Raw genomic sequence first — 21128 nt, forward strand, 5'->3', positions numbered from 1 at the left:
ATAACATAGCTATAGATTATCATAAGTTTTGACTGATGGTGCCGTGTAGTGCGAAAAACGATTAAGCAAATTGGCCGGATTGTCATCAACAATCGCCATATGGCGATATTTTTCTTGTAAAAACTTTTCATCAGCCATTTTTTCTATCATAGCAACTAACGGTGCCCAATAATTATTAACATTTAATAAGCCACAAGGTTTTTTATGTAAGCCAATTTGGCCCCAAGTAAACACTTCACTAAATTCCTCCAGCGTACCAAATCCCCCTGGTAGTGCAATAAATCCATCAGCCAAATCAATCATCTTTTGCTTACGTTGATGCATAGTATCGACAATATGGATTTTAGTCAGCCCAGTATGGGAAATCTCACGTTCGACTAATAATTTAGGCATTACGCCCACAACCTGACCTCCTTGTTCTAATACCGAATTGGCCAAAATACCCATAATACCGACACGACCACCGCCATAAACCAGCGTTATTTTTCTGTTAACCAGCTCAGCTGCTAACGCGATAGCCTGCTGTTGATAAATATCACTGTCTCCTACACTAGAACCGCAATATACCGTTACACTATTTATCTTTCCCACATGATCCTCCTTAACTTAAATTGGCTAGTTCCAGCCCCAGCAGACATTAATCAAATCTAACAAACCGATAAATATTTTTCATGTGATTCCTTTTTTAAAATTAACATTTATTATAGTGAATATCTTATTTACAATCGGCGCTGAAAATAATACTTGTTCAATTATCTTTTATGCAATAATTACTCAATAACATTAAGTAAATCTTGCTGTTACTAACTGATTATTTAATTTTCTAACATTTATTTGGTTCTATATTTATCGAGGTTACCTCCAAATGTCATTTGTCTTAAATCAAAAGCGTAAAACGCTGTTGCCTGTATTGTTGTTGCTCTTTGCAATGCTCTCAATACAAAGTGGTGCTTCATTAGCAAAAAGTTTATTTCCAACTATCGGTGCACTTGGCGTAACGGCTTTAAGACTCTTTTTGGCAACAATTATTCTTTTTATAATTTTTAAGCCCTGGCGCAAAAAGTTACGCGGCCATTCACTAAAACATTTACTTATTTATGGTATCTCCTTAGGGTCAATGAATTCGCTGTTTTATCTATCGCTAGAAAGGATCCCGTTGGGGATTGCCGTTGCATTAGAGTTCACCGGTCCTTTAGCCGTAGCAATGTTCTCATCTCGCCGAGCGATTGATTTTGTTTGGATATTAATGGTTATTGTTGGACTAGCTTTTCTACTACCTATCGGAAACAGTATTAATAGTTTAGATCCTGTCGGTATTGTTTATGCTTTAGCTGCCGGTATTTGTTGGGGAATGTATATCATCTTTGGTCAGCGCGCGGGGGCGGGTTATGGCTCAGCAACCGTGGCTTTAGGTTCGTTTATCTCGACATTGATTTTTTTTCCAGTCGGCCTTCTCACCGTTGGCATCGAACCTCTATTTGATCTCTCTATCCTACCCATTGCACTGGCAGTTGCTATCTTGTCAACGGCCTTCCCCTACACACTTGAAATGTTTGCCCTGACACGCATGCCAGCGAAAACCTTTGGTACCTTAATGAGTCTGGAACCAGCAATGGGGGCTTTTATGGGCATGATATTTCTTAATGAACACTTAACTTTAACCCAGTGGTTTGCGCTATTATGTATCATTGGCGCATCAATTGGTTCAACATCAACTATGAAAAGCAAAACCGAAACGGTCGAAATCAATTAAGTCGTTCTTAGCACTCAAACAGTGTGTATTCAAACCTAAATTCACACTGTAACTTGTTGCTAATTTGGCTTGCATTCCTATTTTTTATCACCATATTTATAATTGTAAGTAATAAAATAACGCTTACATCAATATTACCTATCAATTTAATAGGATCAAATGATAAGACTATTGATCGATAATAAGCTATTTTTTAGATATAAAGTATTAATACATTATTTGATATAACGGGAGCGTAATAATGAGCACAGCTAAATTAGTTAAAGTACCAAAAATTGATTTACTCTATACCCGGAATAATATTAGTGATAGTACTAAAAAACACGTTATTTCTGTTTTAAATCCGCTAGTTGCCCAACTTATTAATCTTTCATTAATGACCAAGCAAGCGCATTGGAATCTGCGGGGCAGAAATTTTATTGCCGTTCATGAATTACTAGATGAATTTAATTCCTCTATTTTGGAGCACCAAGATGAATTGGCAGAACGTGTGGTACAAATGGGCGGTACGGCGATGGGCACAATAGAGTATGTGCATGACCATACCCCACTTAAAGCCTATCCAACCAATATTCACGATGTACAAGATCATTTGAAAGCCTTGGCCGATCGCGCTGCGGTGGTTGCCAATAATGTTCGTAAAGCGATTGATGATGTAGGTGAAGTAGATGCTGAAGATATTCTCACCGCAGCTTCTCGTGATCTGGAAAAATATCTCTGGTTTATCGAAGCAAATATTGAAAAGTAACCAATGCATAATTGATAACTATATAAAAATAAAATGTCGTCATTTAGCCACACAGGAGTGTGGTTTTTTTATTTTTGTTATCCCCTTAATATCAATTAATTATTTTACTATAATTGTCAGCATAGTAAGCAATCAATAAGGATTTTTATGGATATTGTCGTTAAAGACGCTAATGGGGCACACTTAAGCGATGGGGATAGTGTGCAAGTTACAAAAGATCTTAAAGTTAAAGGAACATCAAAAACCTTAAAACGAGGCACGGCAATAAAAAACATTCGCCTAACGCAAAATAAAGATGAAATTGAGTGTAATGCTGAAGGTATTAAAGGCTTAGTGCTAAAAACCTGCTTTCTGAAAAAAATTAACTAATTTCAATCCAGGAGTAATAAGTAACAGACAAAAATGCTGGTTACTTCGCTCTCTTCGTTAATGTATTGGTATTTCCGGTTCAACAATCGGAAATACCGGTAATGAAGCTAATAACCGAGCTCCATACGGTTTGGTTCTTAGTCGCTTATCATAGATAACAATTTCACCATAACAATCATGACTACGGATCAAGCGACCAACTTGCTGAATTAGTGTGAACGAGGCACTTGGCAAACTTTGTACTTCAAATGGATAAAGGTTTAAGGTTTTCAACCATTCATTTTCTGTAATAATGATCGGGTTTGTGATCGGGGGAAAAGAGATTTTTTGAATATGTACCTGCGATAAATAATCGCCTTTCAGATCCAATCCTTCAGCAAAGGATTGTAGTCCAACTAATACGCTAGTGTGTCCTTGATCAATACGTTGACAATGGCTTTCTACCAACCGATAACGCGGTTTATCTCCCTGAACCAACAATTGCCCGCGTAATTCGCTAACCTGTTGCAAAAAGCCTGCCATTGCACGTTGACTACTAAACAAAAATAGGATGCCACGATGTTTTCCAAACTGGAGTTGCTGTTTAAAATAAGCAGCCATTTCCGCTATATGTAAAGTTTCATTTTGCAGCGTTGGTTCAAATGACATTTTAGGGATCACTAATCGCCCCTGTTTAACATGATCAAAAGAGGCATCTAAGCTAATAAAGCGATCATCGTCCGCCTGATTTAATCTTGTCAGTTCCGTGAAACGGCTATAACTATCTAACGAGCGTAAAGTGGCTGACGTCACAATGATATGAGGAATATTTTGCCATAACAACTGATCTAATTGTTCACTAACCCGTATACCAGCACAATGAAAATAGTAATGTAACTGATTTTTATCATAATGACAGCTTAACCATTTGGATACCGGCGCATTTGAGGATGTTTCACAACTTGCTAAACGCCAAAGTTTAACCATATTTTGCCAGTAACTGAGCATCTTACTGCTAATTAGCAAACTACTATGCAAACTAGCAGCATCATGTTTACCACTCTGTTCAGATAGGTGATCGACTATTTTTTCAGTAAGTACCACCAAATCCTGACTAAGCTGTAAAAGCTGTTGGCAACAAATATATAATTCCGGCGGTAATTGGCCTAATTTAAATAAATAAATGGGCTCCTGACTTTTGTCTGGTAATAAACGCTGAGTGATTGCCATAACCTGGCTGAAGTAATCAATTAATTTTTGTCTGTGTTGGGTTAAATGGTTTGTTTTAGCCAGTTTTGGCGGCTTATCTGGGCGGTATTGGCTCAAATAGTGCTCCACATGACGCACAAAATGATCTAGCTGCGCTATCAGATGCGATAAAGTAATATTTGCTTCAACTTCTAAGCTATCGCGTGCCACATCAGCGATATGATGCCCTTCATCAAGGAATAACAACATCTTTTTAGCCTCAGGTAACACCGAGCCACTCTCCATCGCCGCCATCACCAACGCATGATTGGTAACAATGACATCAACTTGCTCAATTTTCCATCTCGCCAAAAAAAATGGACAGCCATGGTAAAACTGACAATTTCTGGCTAAACATCCGACTTTGTCGGTACTAATTTTTTTCCATAAACTGTCATCTAACGCTGTTTTATAATGATCTCTAACCCCATCCCAGAGACCGGCCATAAAATCAGCATGTAACTGTTGGCAAACAGTTCGCTCTTGTTCACTCGTTACCGCCATCTCCTGTTGCACTAAATACATTAAGTCAAGCTGCTGCTCATCCACTGCACAGATAGCGGCCAGATTGCGTGGGCACAGATAACGTCTGCGGCCAAAAATAGCAATAAATCGTAGCTCGGGAATAACTTTAGCTAACAAAGCAGATCTTTATGCAATATTTGATCTTGCAAAGCAATATTTGCCGTACTAATGACTAAAGGCTTGCTTTCTGCCCGGCTAATCGCAATACCGGCAATTAAATAAGATAGTGTTTTACCTACTCCGGTTGGTGCTTCAATAACCAAATGTCGGCCTTGTTCACCGGATAATGTCTTAGCAACTTCGGCGATCATTTGTCGCTGCGCAATACGTGGCACAAAACCTTCAATCGATGTCGATAGCGATTTATACCAAAGGCTTATCTGATTTTTAATTGCATTAGTTAGCGCCATAGAAATCTTATATAAAATATTCTCCGTTAGTTTGATGAGTATAAAACGATAAAATATTTAATTTATCATAGTGTTTAATCAATAGAATAAAAATTTAATCCACATTTAATTTCTGACAGAAAATCGATATACTATTTTTAGTTCACTCGCTATCATAAGTTATTGTTTATAATAGAAGGGTATTATGTACGAAGCATTTTTTGTTAGCCCACAATGGCTTCATCAACATTTAACTAATAAAAATATTATTCTAGTTGATGCTTCTGCGCCACCACCTACCGACCCAACTGATTATCAACAACGCTATTATCAAGAACATATTCCTGGTGCACAATTTTTTAATTTAGATAGTGTGGCTGATCAAAGTAGCAATCTGCCACATATGCTGCCGAATGAGATAACTTTTACTCATGCCGTTGAGCAATTAGGTATTAGCAATCATCATCAAGTGGTTATTTATGATCAAGGCGCACTATTTTCTGCACCACGCGCATGGTGGACCTTTAAAACATTAGGCTGTAATAATGTCAAAATTTTAGCCGGTGGGCTACATGGATGGAAAAAAGCTGGCTATTTGCTAGACTCCGGCATGCCTGCGATGCGACAGAGACAACATTTCACCGCTAAATGTATACCAGATGAAGCTGTATCACAACAGCAAGTCATCGCCCTTCTTCAACAACCTAATATTCAATTTATCGATGCACGACCGACTGCCCGTTTTAATGCACAGCAACCAGAGCCACGACCAGGATTGCGGATGGGACATTTGCCAGGCAGTAAAAATGTTCCTTGGAATTGGTTAGTCAATGAAGGTTGTTATAAATCACCTGAAGAGTTAAAAACTATTTTTGCCAACCAACAGGTTGACATTACGCTGCCGACAGTAATTAGCTGTGGTTCCGGTATGACTGCCGCTGTGGTATTACTTGCTTTAATACTGTTAGGTAATAAAAATGTCAAACTTTACGACGGCTCTTGGGCTGAATGGGGCCAAGATAATGGCTTACCGATTGAAACTCACTAAAATAAAAACATAACTACCTTAGTAGTTATGTTTTTATATGAGAAATGCTTATTATCTTTAGATAAGTGGGCTATGGGCGACCGACCATTCCGGCAATAAAAAGAACGACGATAGCGCCAATTACCGCAACAATAAAACTGCTTAAATTAAAGCCGTCCACTTTGCCTTTACCAAAGAAGGTACTAATATATCCGCCGACCACTGCACCGACAATACCGAGGATAATGGTCATGATAATCCCCATATTGTAAGCACCTGGCATGACCCACTTAGCAATAATACCAGCGATCAAACCAAAAATAACCCAGGACAAAATACCCATACACACCCTCCGAAATATCCAACATATTAAATAAGTTAAAAAACTAACTTGCTAACATTTCAAATATATGAACACTTTTTAGTAAAGAACCTAACCGCCAGAAATGCAAATAGATAAGCTATTTTTTATAAAATATTTGTGATAATCATTTTATCTTAGTTGGTTAGGGACTTTATAATATGTTGTATTTAATACTTTTTTTAAAATATGTTGTAGCAAGTCAACAAAAAGTATGACGTTCAATTATACTAGCAATATCGGCCGATTTTTTCACTACTCGGATCTGATTAAATAATTCAGCCGCTTCAACATACTTTTTGCGCAAATAACCTAGCCACTGTTTAATACGCGCTGCGTGATATTGACCCGTATCACCTTGTTTTTCCAACTGAATATATTTGAATAAAAGTTGCATAACCTGCGACCAAGCCATAGGTTCAGTTTGATATTTGATCACCTGAGCTAGGTTGGGAACATGTAATCCACCGCGGCCAATCATCAGCGCGTCACAGCCGGTTATAGTCCGGCACTCATTTGCACTAGACCAATCCCAAATTTCGCCGTTGGCAATAACTGGTATCGTTAATTTTTGCCGTATTTGGCCGATGGTTAGCCAATCAATTTTTTCTGCCCGATACCCCTCGGCCTTAGTTCGACCATGAATAATAATTTCTGTTGCGCCAGCCTGTTGCACGGCATCAGCAATTTCAAACGCCAGGCTACGATCATTCCAACCTAATCTGACTTTTACTGAGGTCGGTAAATCAGCAGCTACCGCCGCCCGAATTGCCTTAGCCGCCTGATATATCCGTTCAGGATCCTTTAATAGTGTCGCCCCACCACCATGGCCATTGACGGTCGGCGATGGACAGCCACAATTAAAATCCACCCCCCAAGAACCTAATTCAACAGCTCGAGCTGCATTTTCCGCTAACCATTGCGGATGCTGACCCAATAATTGAATACGCACTAATGTGCCTGCTAGGGTTTTGCTGGCTTGATATAATTCAGGGCAAATCCGATAAAATGCTTTGGCTGGCAATAAACTATCCACCACGCGCAAAAATTCCGTTATGCAAAGATCATATTCGTTAACTTCTGTTAATAACTCACGCACTAAAGAATCGAGCACCCCTTCCATCGGGGCGAGTAATATTCGCATTTATCCTCTACTTGGATTTTTTCGTGCTAAAGTTTTACTAGCAACGTTACTCGTTGTCCGTTGTTTTATTGGTTTATCATTAGTATGAGAAGCTTTTGCTACCGAATGACGTCGATGTTTTTTGTTTGCCGTTTTTTTTGGCGGTATGGGTTCTGGCTTAATAGTTGGATCAGGTTCATAACCTGCCAGTGCCATACGCGGGATACTCTGTTTTAATAATCGCTCAATCGCGGTTAATAAACCTTGCTCATCAATAGCAACTAGTGAAACCGCCAAACCGGTTGCTGCCGCGCGCCCAGTACGTCCAATACGATGCACATAATCCTCTGCCACATTGGGTAATTCGTAATTCACCACATAGGGTAACTGTTCAATATCCAATCCCCTAGCAGCAATATCCGTTGCTACCAACACTCTAATCGCACCTGATTTAAAATCTGCCAGAGTCCGCGTCCGTGCACCTTGACTTTTGTTGCCATGAATTGCCATCGCCTTAATTCCATCTTTAATCAGATGTTCAGTTAAACGATTAGCTCCGTATTTAGTTCGGGTAAAAACTAATACCTGCTGCCAGTTTTCGCTACCAATTAAATAAGAAAGCAATTCAGCTTTACGTCGCTTATCCACTAAATGTATAAGCTGTTTAACCTGCTGTGAGGCGGAATTGCGCGGAGCCACCTCCAATATGGTCGGATTATGCAGTAAACTATTAGCCAATTGTTTAATCTGATTAGAAAAAGTGGCAGAAAAAAGTAAATTTTGACGTTTTGGCGGTAATTTATTTAGTATTCGTCGAATATCATGAATAAATCCCATATCTAACATGCGATCGGCTTCATCCAATACTAAAATCTCAACCTTGGCTAGACTAACGGCATTTTGCTGCACCAAATCGAGTAATCGACCGGGTGTTGCCACTAAAATATCAACACCACCCCGTAATTTCATCATTTGTGGATTAATGCTAACACCACCAAAAACCACCAGCGATTTTAACCGCAAAAACTGGCTATAATCACGTACATTTTGTCCAACCTGAGCGGCTAATTCACGGGTCGGAGCCAAAATCAACGCCCGCACGGGTTTTCTGCCTTTTACAATAACAGGCGTCTGATTAAGATGTTGTAATATAGGTAAAACAAATCCAGCCGTTTTGCCGGTTCCTGTCTGTGCACTGGCCAACAGATCTTTTCCAGCTAATATTGCTGGGATCGCCTGTTGCTGAATTAACGTCGGCTTTTCATAGCCAACCTCTTTAATCGCCGATAATATCTCGTCAGATAAACCCAATGAGTTAAAACACATAAATATAAAATACTCCAAATTTCATTTGACTTAATTTCAGTCAACTGAATATAAGAACCATCACTATAAGCTATTAAAAATAGCGGTTGATGACAGTAAAATAACTGATTAGTGGCTGTCACTATCACCGACTAATGATGACTAAATAAAATAATTCACATAAATTCATCAAATAACAATTAACCTGATAAAATTAATTATGCATAACCTTATTTTATTCCATTTTATTGAACTATTTTAAGGATGCTATGAAAAAAAATCTGCGCTTATTAGCTATTGCTATTCTGTGTCTATTTATCGCTATTATAGTAGCTGGATACTACTACTATCAAACTCAGCAAAATAAGATGCTCATTTTGTATGGTAACGTTGATATTAGAACGGTTAATTTAAGCTTTAGAGTCAATGGTAAACTTCAAACACTGAACGTGGATGAAGGCGATAAAATTAGCCCCGGTCAGATCTTAGCTTCACTTGATAAAACACCTTATCAAAATAGCCTGAAACGCGCGACAGGTATTCTAACCAGCGCAAAAGCTAAATTAGATATGCTAGAAAGTGGTTATCGTAGCCAAGAAATTGCCCAAGTTGAAGCTGAAGTGGCACAACGGCAAGCTGCCTGGAAATATGCAAATAGTTTTTACCAACGCCAACAAGGGCTTTGGACGCAACGGGTAATTTCTGCCAATGATTTGGAAAATGCGAAAAACAATCGCAACCAAGCACTTGCAGCGCTAAATGCAGCAAAGGATAAATTAAATCAATACCCCACTGGCTATCGAACTGAAGAAATCGCCGCCGCTCGCGGTGAATGGGAACAGGCGGTCGCCGCATTAGCACAAGCAAAACTTGATCTGGAAGATACGATATTAACCACACCCTCACCAGGTACTATTTTAACCCGTGCTATTGAACCAGGGACTATTCTTACTGCCGGTAGCACTGTTTTTACCGTTTCGTTGATTCAACCTGTCTGGGTTAGAGCATATGTCAGTGAACCACATCTCGGTGAAGCAATACCCGGACGAGAAATATTACTCTATACCGATAGTCGTCCAGAGCAACCCTACCATGGCACTATCGGTTTCATCTTACCCACTGCTGAGTTTACGCCAAAAAGTGTGCAAACAACCGATTTACGTACTGATTTAGTATATCGTATTCGGGTTATTGTCAATGATGCTGACGATATGTTGCGCCAAGGCATGCCGGTGACACTTCATTTTGCAGCAAAAAAACAGTAAGGCTTAATGAATGGTCACACCCGTTGATAAGATAATATTGACTGACGTCGAGAAACGCTTTGCTGGTTTAGCCTCACCCGCATTAGCCAAACTCACCACTGAAATTACTGGCGGTTCAGTGACTGGCTTAGTTGGACCTGATGGTGCAGGAAAAACCACGCTATTACGGATGCTTGCTGGCTTATTAAAACCCGATAGCGGTAATATCACTATTATGGGTTTAGATCCCATTTGGCAAGGTGTTGAAGTTCGTCGCCATCTTGGTTATATGCCACAAAAGTTTGGTCTTTATGAAGATCTTACCGTACAAGAAAATTTGGATCTATACGCCAGCTTATGTGGCGTGATGGGCGAAAGTCGGCAAAAAATCTATCAACAATTACTGGATTTTACCGACCTAACTCGGTTTACCCAACGGCTGGCAGACGAACTGTCTGGGGGCATGAAACAAAAACTTGGGCTAGCTTGTACATTGATTAGTCGACCGAAAGTTCTATTACTTGATGAGCCTGGCGTAGGAGTTGATCCTATTGCTCGGCAAGAACTTTGGCGCATGGTGCATGAACTGGCTAGCGATGGTATGCTGATCCTGTGGAGTACATCCTACCTAGATGAAGCTGAACAATGCCGAGATATTTTACTGTTAAATCAGGGGCAACTACTCTATCGAGGGGTACCACAAGCACTAACTAACAAAATGGCTGGACGCTCTTTTTTACTCCAAGTTCCAGCCTCACAACGCCGTGCATACTTACAAGATGCGCTATTATTACCGCAAACAACTGACTGTGTTATTCAAGGGCATTATATTCGCGTGATCTTGAAAGAAAACAGCCAGCAAAGCGATTTTCTAACCCGTCTAAATTTCGCTAATGATAAATTAATTACCGCCAAACCGCGCTTCGAAGATGCTTTTATTGATTTATTGGGGGGTAGTCCCTCACAACGTTCTGAGTTGGCGGCAATTATGCCGCAAATTCCAGTTGATGCCACTGAAACTGTCATTGAAGCACAGAATCTTAGCAAACGATTCGGTGACTTTGCCGCAACGGATAACGTTAACTTTACGGTTAAACGTGGTGAAATTTTTGGCTTGCTAGGTCCTAATGGCGCCGGCAAATCGACAACATTCAAAATGATGTGCGGATTAATGCTACCAACCGCAGGTAGAGCGTTAGTCTTGGGGATGGATCTAAAAATAAGTTCAAATAAAGCCCGCCAACATCTTGGTTATATGGCGCAAAAATTTTCACTGTACGGTAATTTAACCGTTGCGCAGAACTTAAAGTTTTTCTCTGGTATTTATGGCCTTAGCGGCAGTCAGCAACAGCAAAAAATCAGTAGCATGATCAATGCCTTTAATTTAAATTCGATATTGCAACAAACTACTGATGAATTGCCATTAGGCTTCAAACAGCGGCTAGCTTTAGCTTGCTCGTTAATGCATGAACCTGACATTCTTTTTTTAGATGAACCCACTTCAGGCGTAGATCCGCTCACGCGAAGAGAATTTTGGTTACATATCAACGGCATGGTAAATAAAGGTGTCACAGTAATGGTCACTACTCACTTTATGGACGAGGCTGAATATTGCGATCGAATTAGTTTAGTTTATCGCGGTAAAATTATTGCTGCTGGTACACCTGATGAACTAAAAAGCCAAATTGCTACGCCAGAAAATCAAGATCCGTCGATGGAACAAGCTTTTATTAGTTTGATACTTAACTATGATCGAGGGAAACAATGAAGCAAACAGAAAAACAATCACCCCATGAAGCGCAGTTTTCATGGCGTCGTTTGTATGCCTTGTGTATTAAGGAAAGTAAACAGATCATACGTGATCCCAGTAGTGCGCTGATTGCTGTCGTTATTCCATTAATGCTGCTATTTATTTTTGGCTATGGTATCAATCTGGATTCAAGTAAATTGCGGCTTGGCATTCTCGTCAATCAACAAAATAACCAAGTACGGGAATTTGTCGCTACCTTTACCGGTTCTCCTTTTATTGAGGCAACAATTAGCGATAATCGAAAATTGCTAATAGATAAAATGCAAGCTGGGGAAATCCGCGGTATGGTCGTGATCCCTGTCGATTTTGCTAATCAGCTTAATCGTCCCTCGGATCATACCTCAATTCTAGTTATTACCGATGGTAGTGAGTCAAATACCGCCTATTTTATACAGGCTTATACCAAAGGTATTTGGCAAACCTGGCAGCAGCAACAAGGTGAAAACGCCGGTTATGACACTATACCATTAATTGTTCCAGAATTACGCTTCTGGTTTAATCCAGCAGCCATTAGCCAACATTTTATTATTCCTGGTGCGATCAGTATTATTATTACCGTCGTCGGTGCCATTCTGACTTCATTAGTGGTAGCCCGCGAGTGGGAACGAGGCACAATGGAAGCCTTACTCTCTACTCAAATAACACGCACAGAGTTACTGCTTGCCAAATTGTTACTTTATCAACTATTAGGCTCTTTTGTCATGCTACTTTGCATGTTAGTCACGATATTTATTTTACACATTCCTTATCGCGGTTCATTCTGCCTGTTATTTATAATTACCAGTCTCCATCTAGCAACGGCTCTTGGTATGGGATTACTGATCTCTACCTTAACCCGTAACCAATTTAACGCTGCTATTGTTGCATTAAATGCCGCTTTTTTACCGGCCATAATGTTGTCTGGTTTTATTTTTGAAATTGATAGTATGCCGCTAGTTATCCAATGGGTAACCTATTTGATACCAGCTCGTTATTTTGTTAGTAGTTTACAAACTCTATTTCTGGCTGGTGACATTTATTTTGTCCTGCTGACTAATTTTCTGTTATTAGTCGCGACGGCCATCATCTTTATTGGGCTCACCGCATTAAAAACGCGCCGCAGACTTGATTAGGGAGAGAATATGCTGCATCGTCTCTATACACTCATTATTAAAGAGTTGCAGTCGCTACTACAAGAGCCACAAACCCGTGCAATTCTTATCTTACCAGTTATTTTCCAAATGATTTTATTTCCACTAGCCGCCACTTTAGATGTCACTAACACCACAATAGCTATTTTCAACGAAGACAAAGGGCAAGACTCGATTGAATTAACCCAAAGATTGGCAAAATCGACAACATTTACTAATGTATTGCTACTCAATAATAATCAACAAGTTGCAGAAACCATTAATAATCGTAAGGCGCTGTTAGTCGTCCATTTCCCGCAAAATTTTAGTGCTCAGCTAGCACAAAGAAAATCAACTCCGGTTCAACTAATCCTTGATGGTAGAAACTCTAATAGTGCCCAGATCGCCGCTAATACAGTTAACCAAGTTATTGAAAATTATCAACAACAGTTATCTAACCCGCAGATAGCAAAGAATAATAGCGCATTAATCATTCGTAATTGGTATAACCCTAATCTTGATTACAAATGGTTTATCGTTCCCTCTTTGGTCGCGCTAATTACCACTATTGGTGTATTAGTTGTCACATCCTTATCAATTGCACGTGAGCGTGAACAAGGAACGCTTGATCAGTTACTGGTTTCACCTCTAACCACCTGGCAGATCTTTATTGGTAAAGCGGTTCCAGCATTAATTATTGCCACTTTGCAGGCAACATTAGTGCTGATTATTGGGATTTTCTGTTACAAAATTCCATTTTCCGGTTCATTACTTGTTTTTTACACTACCATGACAATTTATGGTCTGTCTTTAGTTGGTTTTGGCTTATTGATCTCTGCCATGTGTTCAACTCAGCAACAAGCATTTATTGGCGTATTTGTGTTTATGATGCCGGCAGTATTGTTATCAGGCTATGTTTCACCAATAGAAAATATGCCAGTTTGGTTACAAAATTTCACTTGGATCAATCCTATTCGTCATTTTACAGATATCACTAAACAAATTTATTTAAAAGATGCCGATTTTGCTGTGCTGTGGCATAACTTGTGGCCATTAGTTATTATTTCATTATGTACCACAACCTTAGCATATTGGTTATTTAGTCGAAAAATTGCCTGAATAACAAAATAAAAAAATCCCGCTAATACAATACTATCAGCAGGATTTTTAATAAAACAGATTAAATTAACGGCGATCGCCCAGAATACGTAACATCATTAAGAACAAGTTAATAAAATCTAAATAGAGAGTCAACGCCCCAAGAATAGCGTATTTACGCATACCTTCCTGATCACGACTATCAATTTGGCTGCCCATGTCTTTTAATTTCTGCGTATCATAAGCCGTCAAACCTGAAAAGATTAATACACCTACATAGGTGATGACCAAGGTTAAGCCAGAACTTTGCAGCCAAATATTCACTAATGAGGCAATAATTAGCCCGATTAGTGCCATAAATAGGAAGCTACCCATGCCACTTAAACTACGTTTGGTTGTATAGCCATAAAAACTTAGTGCGCCAAACATAGCAGCAGTGATAAAGAAGGTGCTGGCGACAGAAACGCCAGTATAGGCAACTAATACCAGAGAAATTGTTAGGCCTGTCAGCGCCGAGTAGAGCATAAACATTGCTGTTGCTAGCCCTGCACTCAATTTAGGCAACAGAAATGATAACCCAATGACTAATGCAAATTCAGCAATAATTAGGCCTATCTATACCCAACCATGCGTTGCCAGATACATAATAATATTACTATTATTAATTGCATACCAAGCAACAAACGCAGTTAATAACAAACCTACCGTCATCCAGCCGTATACTTGCGCCATATAGGCTTGAATACCTGCGCCAGCGCGCTGGACGATCGAATCATTTTGACGTTCAAATCGATCCATGATGATTACCCTCATCACTTGCGTTAAAGATAAAGCTATTTAATAAACTAGATAGCTCAGTAAACTTAAGTTAAGTCTATCATAATTTCTTGCTAAAACCATGGTTTGATATGAGCAAATAAATGAAGGTTTTACATTACTTTTACTTTATTGAGCTAAACTTCAATAAATTGAAATAACTTCAATAACAATTGGTTTACCAACGCTTAAATGCGGTTTGATCACTCAGTCTGGGCTCAACCCAACGGCTGCTTTGCCCTTGAGTCAAATGTTCTTTTTTCCAAAATGGTGCTTTAGTTTTCATATAATCCATAATAAATTCGGCGGCTAAAAAAGCACTACTACGATGGCCGCTAGTAACACCAACAAACACTATTTCCTCGCCCGGTTGTAAAGTACCAATTCGATGGATAATACAGATACGTTGCAATTGCCAACGATAACGTGCTTCATTGGCAATATCCTGTAACGCTTTCTCTGTCATAACTGGATAATGCTCAAGAGTGAGGGTTTTAATGTTATCACCCAAGTTATGGTTACGCACTTTACCGGTGAAAGTTACCACCGCACCATCATCCTGACATTGGGCTAACCATTTATATTGCTCACCCACATTAAAATTCGCTTGTTGAATAACCAGCCGTGTATCTGTCATTTATCCTCCCGTTACCGGTGGAAAAAAAGCGATTTCATCGCCACTAGTTAATGGATGATCTGGCTGTACAAAGGTATGATTGACCGCAAACAGCAGTTTTTTCTTTTCTAATGCTAATGCCCAGCGCTCACCACGTTGGCTTAATGCATTACGTAATTCTTCTACCGTCGAATAGCGATGTTCTAACTCTAATCTATCGGTGCCGGTTAATTCACGGACTTGGGCAAAAAAAAGCACTTTAATCATGATGTTATCCTAAAATCAGCGGATTTACCGCCCGTTTTTTCCAATAACCTAACTGAACTAATCACCATATCTTTTTGCACCGCTTTACACATATCGTAAATGGTTAATGCGGCGACTGATGCGGCGGTTAGCGCTTCCATTTCGACACCAGTCTTACCTGATAACCGACAATACGATTCAATTCGGATGCGATTAGCGCTTAATTGCGCTTCCAGTATAACTTCCACTTTACTGAGTAATAGCGGATGACAAAGCGGGATCAGATCCCAAGTTTTTTTGGCGGCTTGAATACCGGCAATCCGCGCAGTAGCAAAAACATCACCTTTATGATGACTGGCACTGATAATCATATTAAGTGTCTTAGCATTCATTGTTACAAATGCTTCTGCTCGCGCTTCACGAATGGTTTCCGCCTTTGTGGCCACATCCACCATATGCGCCTCACCCGCTGAGTTGATATGGGTTAGTTGAGACATGGTAAGCTCCTTAGAATGACTAAAAATTCCATTTATCCTCCAATAATGGAAAGGTTTGACGTGATACCACTATCACCTTGATGAAGAAAATGGCTTTCACGTTTAAACTGTAATTCTGCCTGAATACGCGCTTTCAATGCCTCAGATTGAGATGCATTAACTAATAAATCACGTAAAATAATACTGCGTTCGCCAAATAGACAGAGATGAAGATGACCGATAGAAGAGACACGTAAGCGATTACAATTTTGACAAAAATTCTTCTCATAGGGCATAATTAAACCAATTTCACCACAATAATCAGGATGCTTAAATACCTGGGCAGGCCCATCACAACGATAGCGTGGTATTTGTTGCCAACTTTGCTCTAATAAGCGCCGACGAATTTTTTCACCTGAGACATGATGACGATGAAATATTTTACCACTCTCACCGGTTTCCATTAATTCAATAAATCGCAGTTGAATTGGCCGCAGTTTGATCCAGTTTATAAAACTCACTAAATTACTGTCATTGATATTTTTCATCAACACAACATTAACTTTTATTTTGGCAAAACCAGCCTCCAAGGCCGCATCAATCCCAGCCATTACTTGAAAAAATTTATCTTGCCCGGTAATAGCTAAAAACTGTCGTGGATCAAGACTATCAACACTTACATTAATGTCGGTTAAACCTGCACTTTTCCAATGGCTAACATTTTTGGCCAGCCGATAACCATTGGTCGTTACGGCAATTTTTTTGATCGCCTGGTTTTGTTTGATGGTAGCAATAATGTCAAAAAAATCACGCCGCATGGTCGGTTCTCCGCCAGTTAAGCGAATTTTTTCCGTACCAAGCTCGGCAAAAGCTTTTGTTAAATGGCCAATTTCTTCTAGCGATAAAAAATCTTGATAACCCTTTGATTGATAGCCATTAGGTAGACAATAGGTGCAGCGAAAATTACACACATCAGTGATGGATAGTCTTAAATAGTAGAATTTACGGGCAAAAGTATCAATAAGTTGAGTCATAATAACGCCTTTCCAAATACGGGAGAAGCAGGCATTTCTACCTCGCACCCTAGTGGCCGATAAGTGCCACGGCCTTAATACCCTATTTAAACCATTAAGATCACAAACTTAGGTAAAAAGGCTAGGAGTTAATAACATCACGTACAATAATAGCGTAATGTGATGGTTGCTATAAATAATATTGCTAAATATTTAAAAAAGCGAATAAACGCTTAAATCTATCGCTTGCAATTCAATAAGTTAATCAATTAACAGAAAATAATGTAATATAAATAAATGACAAAGTTATTGTTTAATATCACGTTAATTCAATATGATCGGATATTTAATGATAAATTACGTCAAACCGTTATAAGACAGATAATAAAATAGGGGAAGTAATGCATCAATGCAGTATTCTTAATAACTTAGGGCAAGTTGTTGCACTAGGAGGTGGTCATGGCTTGGGTCGTGTTATGTCATCTCTTGCGGTTCTAAATTCTCAATTAACGGGTATAGTAACAACAACAGATAATGGCGGCTCTACCGGCCGTATTCGCCGTTCCGAAGGCGGTATTGCCTGGGGGGATACGCGCAACTGTTTAAACCAATTAATTACTGAACCGTCCATTGCTTCAACGATGTTTGAATACCGTTTTATGGGTAACGGTGAACTTGGTGGCCATAATCTAGGTAATTTAATGCTCAAATCGCTCGATCATTTGAGTGTTAGGCCGTTGGATGCAATAAACTTAATCCGTAATCTATTAAAAGTGAAGGCGCATCTTATTCCTATGTCCGAGCAACCTGCTGATTTGCTGGCAATCGATTTGATGGGCAATGAAATCTATGGTGAAGTTAATATTGATCAACTCACCTCACTACCACAAAAATTAATGCTATCTCCGCAAGTAAGTAGCACGCCAGAAGCGCTTGATGCTATTTATAACGCTGATTTGATTATCATTGGCCCAGGTAGTTTTTTAACCAGTCTGATGCCTTTATTTCTGATGAACGATTTAACGCAAGCACTACAAGAATGCCGGGCAGCAATCATCTATATTGCTAACCTTGGTAAAGAGCTTAACCAGCCTGCTGCCAATATGCAATTAACTGATAAAATTGCCATGATCGAAAAAAGGATCGGCCAACAGAAAATTGATGCCATTATCGTTGGGCCAGCAACCGATACATCAAACCTAGCAGATCGAATAGTAATCCAACGAGAACTGGCTGCTCAAGATGTTTGTTATCGTCATGATCGAGACTTACTGCGCCAAGCTATTGAAGACATCGCACAAAACATTCACCAACTTAAACCTTTTAATTTATCACCTGCCTCCAATGCCAACTGACTTCTTACTTGGCATTCTCCTCGCCCTAAAGGGCATGGTTTGACGGTGCAGTAGGTAAAAGCGTCCTATCAAGTTCAAGAATTAGCAATAAACTGTTCACGTAGCAATTGGATTTGATCGCGTAAACTGGCTGCTTGTTCAAATTCAAGATCTTGCGCATAACGATACATTTGTGCTTCTAACGCCTGAATTTTAAGCTCCAATTCTTTAGTGGAAAGTTTATGATAATCCTCGCTAATCGCTGATACTTGTGGTTGCTTTTGTTTCGTTTTTACCGATACTGGGGCGCCAACTTGTAAAATATCACCCACTTTTTTATTTAAACCTTTAGGCACAATACCATGCTGCTGATTAAAGGCGATTTGTTTCTCTCGACGGCGCTCAGTTTCTCTAATCGCTTTTGCCATTGAATCAGTCACTTTATCACCATATAAAATCGCTTTCCCTTTCAGGTTACGCGCGGCACGGCCAATCGTTTGAATCAATGAACGCTCTGAACGTAAAAATCCTTCTTTATCTGCATCTAAAATAGCGACTAACGATACCTCAGGCATATCTAAGCCTTCACGTAGCAAGTTAATCCCCACTAAAACATCAAATAAACCTAATCGTAAATCACGAATAATTTCGACTCGCTCAACGGTATCAATATCTGAATGCAAATAACGCACCTTAATATCATGTTCTTGCAGATAATCGGTCAAATCTTCTGCCATTCTTTTGGTTAAGGTTGTTACTAGTACTCGTTCATTTACCGCTGTTCGTAGATGGATCTCAGATAACAAATCATCAACCTGAGTAGCAACTGGACGAACCTCAATTTCAGGATCGAGTAAGCCAGTTGGCCGAACAACTTGCTCAATAATTTCATTAGCCGATTTTTCCAATTCATACTTACCCGGTGTGGCAGAAATATAAATTGTTTGCGGGGAAAGTGCTTCAAATTCCTCAAAACGTAACGGGCGATTGTCCAACGCAGATGGTAAGCGAAAACCATATTCAACCAATGTCTCTTTACGAGAGCGATCACCACGATACATAGCGCCAATCTGTGGGATAGTGACATGAGATTCGTCAATAACTAATAAGCCATCAGCCGGTAAATAGTCAAACAGTGTTGGTGGCGGTTCACCGCTTGCACGGCCGGAAAGATAACGTGAATAATTTTCAATACCGGAGCAATAACCCAGTTCATTCATCATCTCTAAATCAAACTGGGTACGCTGGGTTAATCGCTGCTCTTCAAGCAATTTATTACTTTCCAGTAGCAATTTACGTCTTTGTGCCAATTCAGTTTTGATCTGCTCCATGGCTTCAAGAATACGTTCACGCGGTGTGACATAGTGAGTTTTAGGATAAATGGTAAATCGTGGTACATCATGTTGGAGCTGACCCGTTAAGGGATCAAAAAGTGCCAGCCTTTCTACTTCCTCATCAAATAATTCGACCCGTAAGGCATATTCATCTGATTCGGCAGGAAAAATATCAATCACTTCCCCTCTAACTCTAAATGTACCTCGTTGAAATGCTTGATCATTGCGGCTATATTGCAACTCTGCCAGCCGGCGTAAAATAGCACGCTGGTCAATAATCATGCCTTTAGTTAAATGAAGCATCATTTTTAGATAGCTATCTGGATCGCCTAAACCATAAATCGCTGATACCGAAGCAACAACAATAACATCACGTCGTTCAAGAAGTGCTTTAGTGGCAGAGAGCCGCATCTGTTCAATATGTTCGTTAATAGAGGCGTCTTTTTCGATAAAAGTATCGGAACTGGGAACATACGCTTCTGGTTGATAATAATCATAATAAGAAACAAAATATTCCACCGCATTTTCAGGAAAAAAGGCTTTCATTTCACTATATAATTGTGCTGCCAGCGTTTTATTGTGAGCCATCACCATGACCGGGCGGTTAACCCGCTCAATAACATTAGCAATAGTAAATGTTTTACCCGATCCGGTGACACCAAGCAACGTTTGATGAGCCAATCCATCATTAAGACCTTCGATTAATTTCTTTATTGCTTGTGGCTGATCACCCGCAGGTTGAAATTCAGCATGCAATTTGAAGACTTTACTCATCTAACCCTCTCTACTAAAAATTTCTTTATCATACTGGATAAAAAAACAGTTTCAATGACAGCAGAAATAAAAAATCAGCCTTAACCATAATAAATTATTTACATATATTTATTATTTTAATAACTTAGTTATCCCCAAGCTTTTTCTTACGCTTAATTATATTTTATATTTTATGCTAATTAGCTAATATAAAACTTTATTATATATCATTTCAGACTTGATTTTATATAACTTATTAATATTTATATAATTTTGATTTAGAGCCGAGAATGGCATCAACGGCACGCCAAGCCTCATCCCATCTTGGTTAGCGACACTTTTCTAGATCTAATACACAAGGTTATCCACAGGAATGGTGGATAACTCAAGAAATTCTTTTAGGCATCAATAGTTGTAAGATTTTCACTTGAGTATTAGTAAAAAATTTTTGC

20 protein-coding genes, 1 pseudogene and 1 riboswitch are annotated in these 21128 nt (G+C 39.3%); of the genes and pseudogenes, 9 read left to right on the forward strand and 12 right to left on the reverse strand.

What is annotated here, in order from left to right:
• Positions 1-9 precede the first annotated feature (9 nt).
• Positions 10-591, reverse strand: coding sequence for an LOG family protein (locus LDL57_RS09375; RefSeq protein ID WP_180560812.1), 582 nt, complete (start codon positions 589-591; stop codon positions 10-12).
• 274 nt (positions 592-865) lie between these two features.
• On the opposite strand from LDL57_RS09375, the gene rhtA reads away from it, so the two are divergent.
• The 3 genes from rhtA (at position 866) to LDL57_RS09390 (ending at position 2870) form a co-directional block, all read left to right on the forward strand.
• Positions 866-1753 carry a threonine/homoserine exporter RhtA gene (gene rhtA / locus LDL57_RS09380; protein WP_180560813.1) on the forward strand — a complete coding sequence of 296 codons (888 nt, stop codon included), beginning with the start codon at positions 866-868 and terminating at the stop codon, positions 1751-1753.
• Positions 1754-1994: 241 nt separating this feature from the next.
• Positions 1995-2501 (forward strand): DNA starvation/stationary phase protection protein Dps, encoded by a 507-nt coding sequence (dps, locus tag LDL57_RS09385; RefSeq protein WP_180560814.1) that lies wholly within the window; start codon positions 1995-1997, stop codon positions 2499-2501.
• Between the two features lie 147 nt (positions 2502-2648).
• Complete coding sequence (locus tag LDL57_RS09390; protein WP_026822158.1) at positions 2649-2870, forward strand: alkylphosphonate utilization protein; 222 nt, start codon at positions 2649-2651, stop codon at positions 2868-2870.
• 57 nt (positions 2871-2927) lie between these two features.
• Here the strand turns inward: LDL57_RS09390 and dinG are convergent, their stop codons facing one another.
• Positions 2928-4739 (reverse strand): ATP-dependent DNA helicase DinG, encoded by a 1812-nt coding sequence (dinG, locus tag LDL57_RS09395; RefSeq protein ID WP_445661328.1) that lies wholly within the window; start codon positions 4737-4739, stop codon positions 2928-2930.
• Positions 4733-5032 carry a DEAD/DEAH box helicase gene (locus tag LDL57_RS18315; RefSeq protein ID WP_445661329.1) on the reverse strand — a complete coding sequence of 100 codons (300 nt, stop codon included), beginning with the start codon at positions 5030-5032 and terminating at the stop codon, positions 4733-4735. The genes dinG and LDL57_RS18315 overlap by 7 nt, the downstream gene beginning before the upstream one ends.
• Positions 5033-5216: 184 nt before the next feature.
• On the opposite strand from LDL57_RS18315, the gene sseA reads away from it, so the two are divergent.
• Positions 5217-6059, forward strand: a complete 843-nt coding sequence (gene sseA / locus LDL57_RS09400; RefSeq protein WP_180560815.1) for a 3-mercaptopyruvate sulfurtransferase — start codon at positions 5217-5219, stop codon at positions 6057-6059.
• A 70-nt stretch (positions 6060-6129) separates the two neighbouring features.
• On the opposite strand, the gene LDL57_RS09405 is transcribed toward sseA, so the two are convergent.
• The 3 genes from LDL57_RS09405 to rhlE all read right to left on the reverse strand — a co-directional run bounded on the left by LDL57_RS09405 (position 6130) and on the right by rhlE (position 8848).
• Entirely contained in the window at positions 6130-6381 is a 252-nt protein-coding gene (locus tag LDL57_RS09405) for a GlsB/YeaQ/YmgE family stress response membrane protein (RefSeq protein ID WP_026822154.1), read from the reverse strand.
• Between the two features lie 220 nt (positions 6382-6601).
• Complete coding sequence (gene dusC, locus LDL57_RS09410) at positions 6602-7543, reverse strand: tRNA dihydrouridine(16) synthase DusC (RefSeq protein WP_180560816.1); 942 nt, start codon at positions 7541-7543, stop codon at positions 6602-6604.
• Positions 7544-8848, reverse strand: coding sequence for an ATP-dependent RNA helicase RhlE (gene rhlE / locus LDL57_RS09415; RefSeq protein WP_180560817.1), 1305 nt, complete (start codon positions 8846-8848; stop codon positions 7544-7546).
• Between the two features lie 248 nt (positions 8849-9096).
• Between rhlE and hlyD the strand changes: the two genes are divergently transcribed.
• From hlyD to LDL57_RS09435, 4 genes are read left to right on the forward strand one after another with little or no spacing between them, the layout of a single operon-like run.
• Positions 9097-10092 (forward strand): secretion protein HlyD, encoded by a 996-nt coding sequence (gene hlyD / locus LDL57_RS09420; RefSeq protein WP_180560818.1) that lies wholly within the window; start codon positions 9097-9099, stop codon positions 10090-10092.
• 10 nt (positions 10093-10102) lie between these two features.
• Complete coding sequence (locus LDL57_RS09425) at positions 10103-11839, forward strand: ATP-binding cassette domain-containing protein (RefSeq protein WP_180560819.1); 1737 nt, start codon at positions 10103-10105, stop codon at positions 11837-11839.
• Positions 11836-12993 carry an ABC transporter permease gene (locus LDL57_RS09430; protein WP_225505497.1) on the forward strand — a complete coding sequence of 386 codons (1158 nt, stop codon included), beginning with the start codon at positions 11836-11838 and terminating at the stop codon, positions 12991-12993. Before LDL57_RS09425 ends, LDL57_RS09430 begins: the two co-directional genes overlap by 4 nt.
• 9 nt (positions 12994-13002) lie before the next feature.
• On the forward strand, positions 13003-14109 hold the full coding sequence (locus LDL57_RS09435) for an ABC transporter permease (protein WP_180560821.1): 1107 nt from the start codon (positions 13003-13005) through the stop codon (positions 14107-14109).
• Positions 14110-14175: 66 nt separating this feature from the next.
• Here the strand turns inward: LDL57_RS09435 and LDL57_RS09440 are convergent.
• The 5 genes and pseudogenes from LDL57_RS09440 to moaA form a co-directional block, all read right to left on the reverse strand.
• A pseudogene (locus LDL57_RS09440) lies at positions 14176-14886 on the reverse strand (Bax inhibitor-1/YccA family protein).
• A 196-nt stretch (positions 14887-15082) separates the two neighbouring features.
• Positions 15083-15541, reverse strand: coding sequence for a molybdopterin synthase catalytic subunit MoaE (gene moaE / locus LDL57_RS09445; RefSeq protein WP_180560823.1), 459 nt, complete (start codon positions 15539-15541; stop codon positions 15083-15085).
• A complete protein-coding gene (gene moaD, locus LDL57_RS09450; RefSeq protein ID WP_180560824.1) occupies positions 15542-15787 on the reverse strand; it encodes a molybdopterin synthase sulfur carrier subunit in 246 nt (81 codons plus the stop codon). It abuts the gene before it with no gap.
• The gene (gene moaC / locus LDL57_RS09455) at positions 15784-16263 is read right to left on the reverse strand and encodes a cyclic pyranopterin monophosphate synthase MoaC (RefSeq protein ID WP_180560825.1); all 480 of its coding nucleotides are present in this window, start codon (positions 16261-16263) and stop codon (positions 15784-15786) included. The genes moaD and moaC overlap by 4 nt, the downstream gene beginning before the upstream one ends.
• Before the next feature lie 32 nt (positions 16264-16295).
• On the reverse strand, positions 16296-17276 hold the full coding sequence (gene moaA, locus LDL57_RS09460) for a GTP 3',8-cyclase MoaA (RefSeq protein WP_225505499.1): 981 nt from the start codon (positions 17274-17276) through the stop codon (positions 16296-16298).
• A riboswitch (molybdenum cofactor riboswitch) is annotated at positions 17266-17416 on the reverse strand. It overlaps the preceding gene by 11 nt.
• A 240-nt stretch (positions 17417-17656) precedes the next feature.
• Here moaA and yvcK point away from each other — a divergent pair.
• Positions 17657-18610 carry a uridine diphosphate-N-acetylglucosamine-binding protein YvcK gene (gene yvcK, locus LDL57_RS09465; protein ID WP_180560827.1) on the forward strand — a complete coding sequence of 318 codons (954 nt, stop codon included), beginning with the start codon at positions 17657-17659 and terminating at the stop codon, positions 18608-18610.
• A 74-nt stretch (positions 18611-18684) separates the two neighbouring features.
• On the opposite strand, the gene uvrB is transcribed toward yvcK, so the two are convergent.
• Positions 18685-20697 (reverse strand): excinuclease ABC subunit UvrB, encoded by a 2013-nt coding sequence (uvrB, locus tag LDL57_RS09470; RefSeq protein WP_225505500.1) that lies wholly within the window; start codon positions 20695-20697, stop codon positions 18685-18687.
• Positions 20698-21128 lie beyond the last annotated feature (431 nt).

It is taken from the genome of Arsenophonus apicola, assembly GCF_020268605.1.
Lineage (GTDB): Bacteria > Pseudomonadota > Gammaproteobacteria > Enterobacterales > Enterobacteriaceae > Arsenophonus > Arsenophonus apicola.

Excerpts from the sequence above, each read along its gene's own strand:
- LDL57_RS09430 (WP_225505497.1), top strand. The coding sequence starts at position 11,836 with ATGAAGCAAACAGAAAAACAATCACCCCATGAAGCGCAGTTTTCATGG.
- moaE (WP_180560823.1), bottom strand. The coding sequence starts at position 15,541 with ATGACAGATACACGGCTGGTTATTCAACAAGCGAATTTTAATGTGGGT.
- moaA (WP_225505499.1), bottom strand. The coding sequence starts at position 17,276 with ATGACTCAACTTATTGATACTTTTGCCCGTAAATTCTACTATTTAAGA.
- uvrB (WP_225505500.1), bottom strand. The coding sequence starts at position 20,697 with ATGAGTAAAGTCTTCAAATTGCATGCTGAATTTCAACCTGCGGGTGAT.
- rhlE (WP_180560817.1), bottom strand. The coding sequence starts at position 8,848 with ATGTGTTTTAACTCATTGGGTTTATCTGACGAGATATTATCGGCGATT.
- LDL57_RS18315 (WP_445661329.1), bottom strand. The coding sequence starts at position 5,032 with ATGGCGCTAACTAATGCAATTAAAAATCAGATAAGCCTTTGGTATAAA.
- moaC (WP_180560825.1), bottom strand. The coding sequence starts at position 16,263 with ATGTCTCAACTAACCCATATCAACTCAGCGGGTGAGGCGCATATGGTG.
- LDL57_RS09405 (WP_026822154.1), bottom strand. The coding sequence starts at position 6,381 with ATGGGTATTTTGTCCTGGGTTATTTTTGGTTTGATCGCTGGTATTATT.
- dusC (WP_180560816.1), bottom strand. The coding sequence starts at position 7,543 with ATGCGAATATTACTCGCCCCGATGGAAGGGGTGCTCGATTCTTTAGTG.
- LDL57_RS09435 (WP_180560821.1), top strand. The coding sequence starts at position 13,003 with ATGCTGCATCGTCTCTATACACTCATTATTAAAGAGTTGCAGTCGCTA.
- LDL57_RS09390 (WP_026822158.1), top strand. The coding sequence starts at position 2,649 with ATGGATATTGTCGTTAAAGACGCTAATGGGGCACACTTAAGCGATGGG.
- moaD (WP_180560824.1), bottom strand. The coding sequence starts at position 15,787 with ATGATTAAAGTGCTTTTTTTTGCCCAAGTCCGTGAATTAACCGGCACC.
- dps (WP_180560814.1), top strand. The coding sequence starts at position 1,995 with ATGAGCACAGCTAAATTAGTTAAAGTACCAAAAATTGATTTACTCTAT.
- hlyD (WP_180560818.1), top strand. The coding sequence starts at position 9,097 with ATGAAAAAAAATCTGCGCTTATTAGCTATTGCTATTCTGTGTCTATTT.
- LDL57_RS09425 (WP_180560819.1), top strand. The coding sequence starts at position 10,103 with ATGGTCACACCCGTTGATAAGATAATATTGACTGACGTCGAGAAACGC.
- rhtA (WP_180560813.1), top strand. The coding sequence starts at position 866 with ATGTCATTTGTCTTAAATCAAAAGCGTAAAACGCTGTTGCCTGTATTG.
- yvcK (WP_180560827.1), top strand. The coding sequence starts at position 17,657 with ATGCATCAATGCAGTATTCTTAATAACTTAGGGCAAGTTGTTGCACTA.
- sseA (WP_180560815.1), top strand. The coding sequence starts at position 5,217 with ATGTACGAAGCATTTTTTGTTAGCCCACAATGGCTTCATCAACATTTA.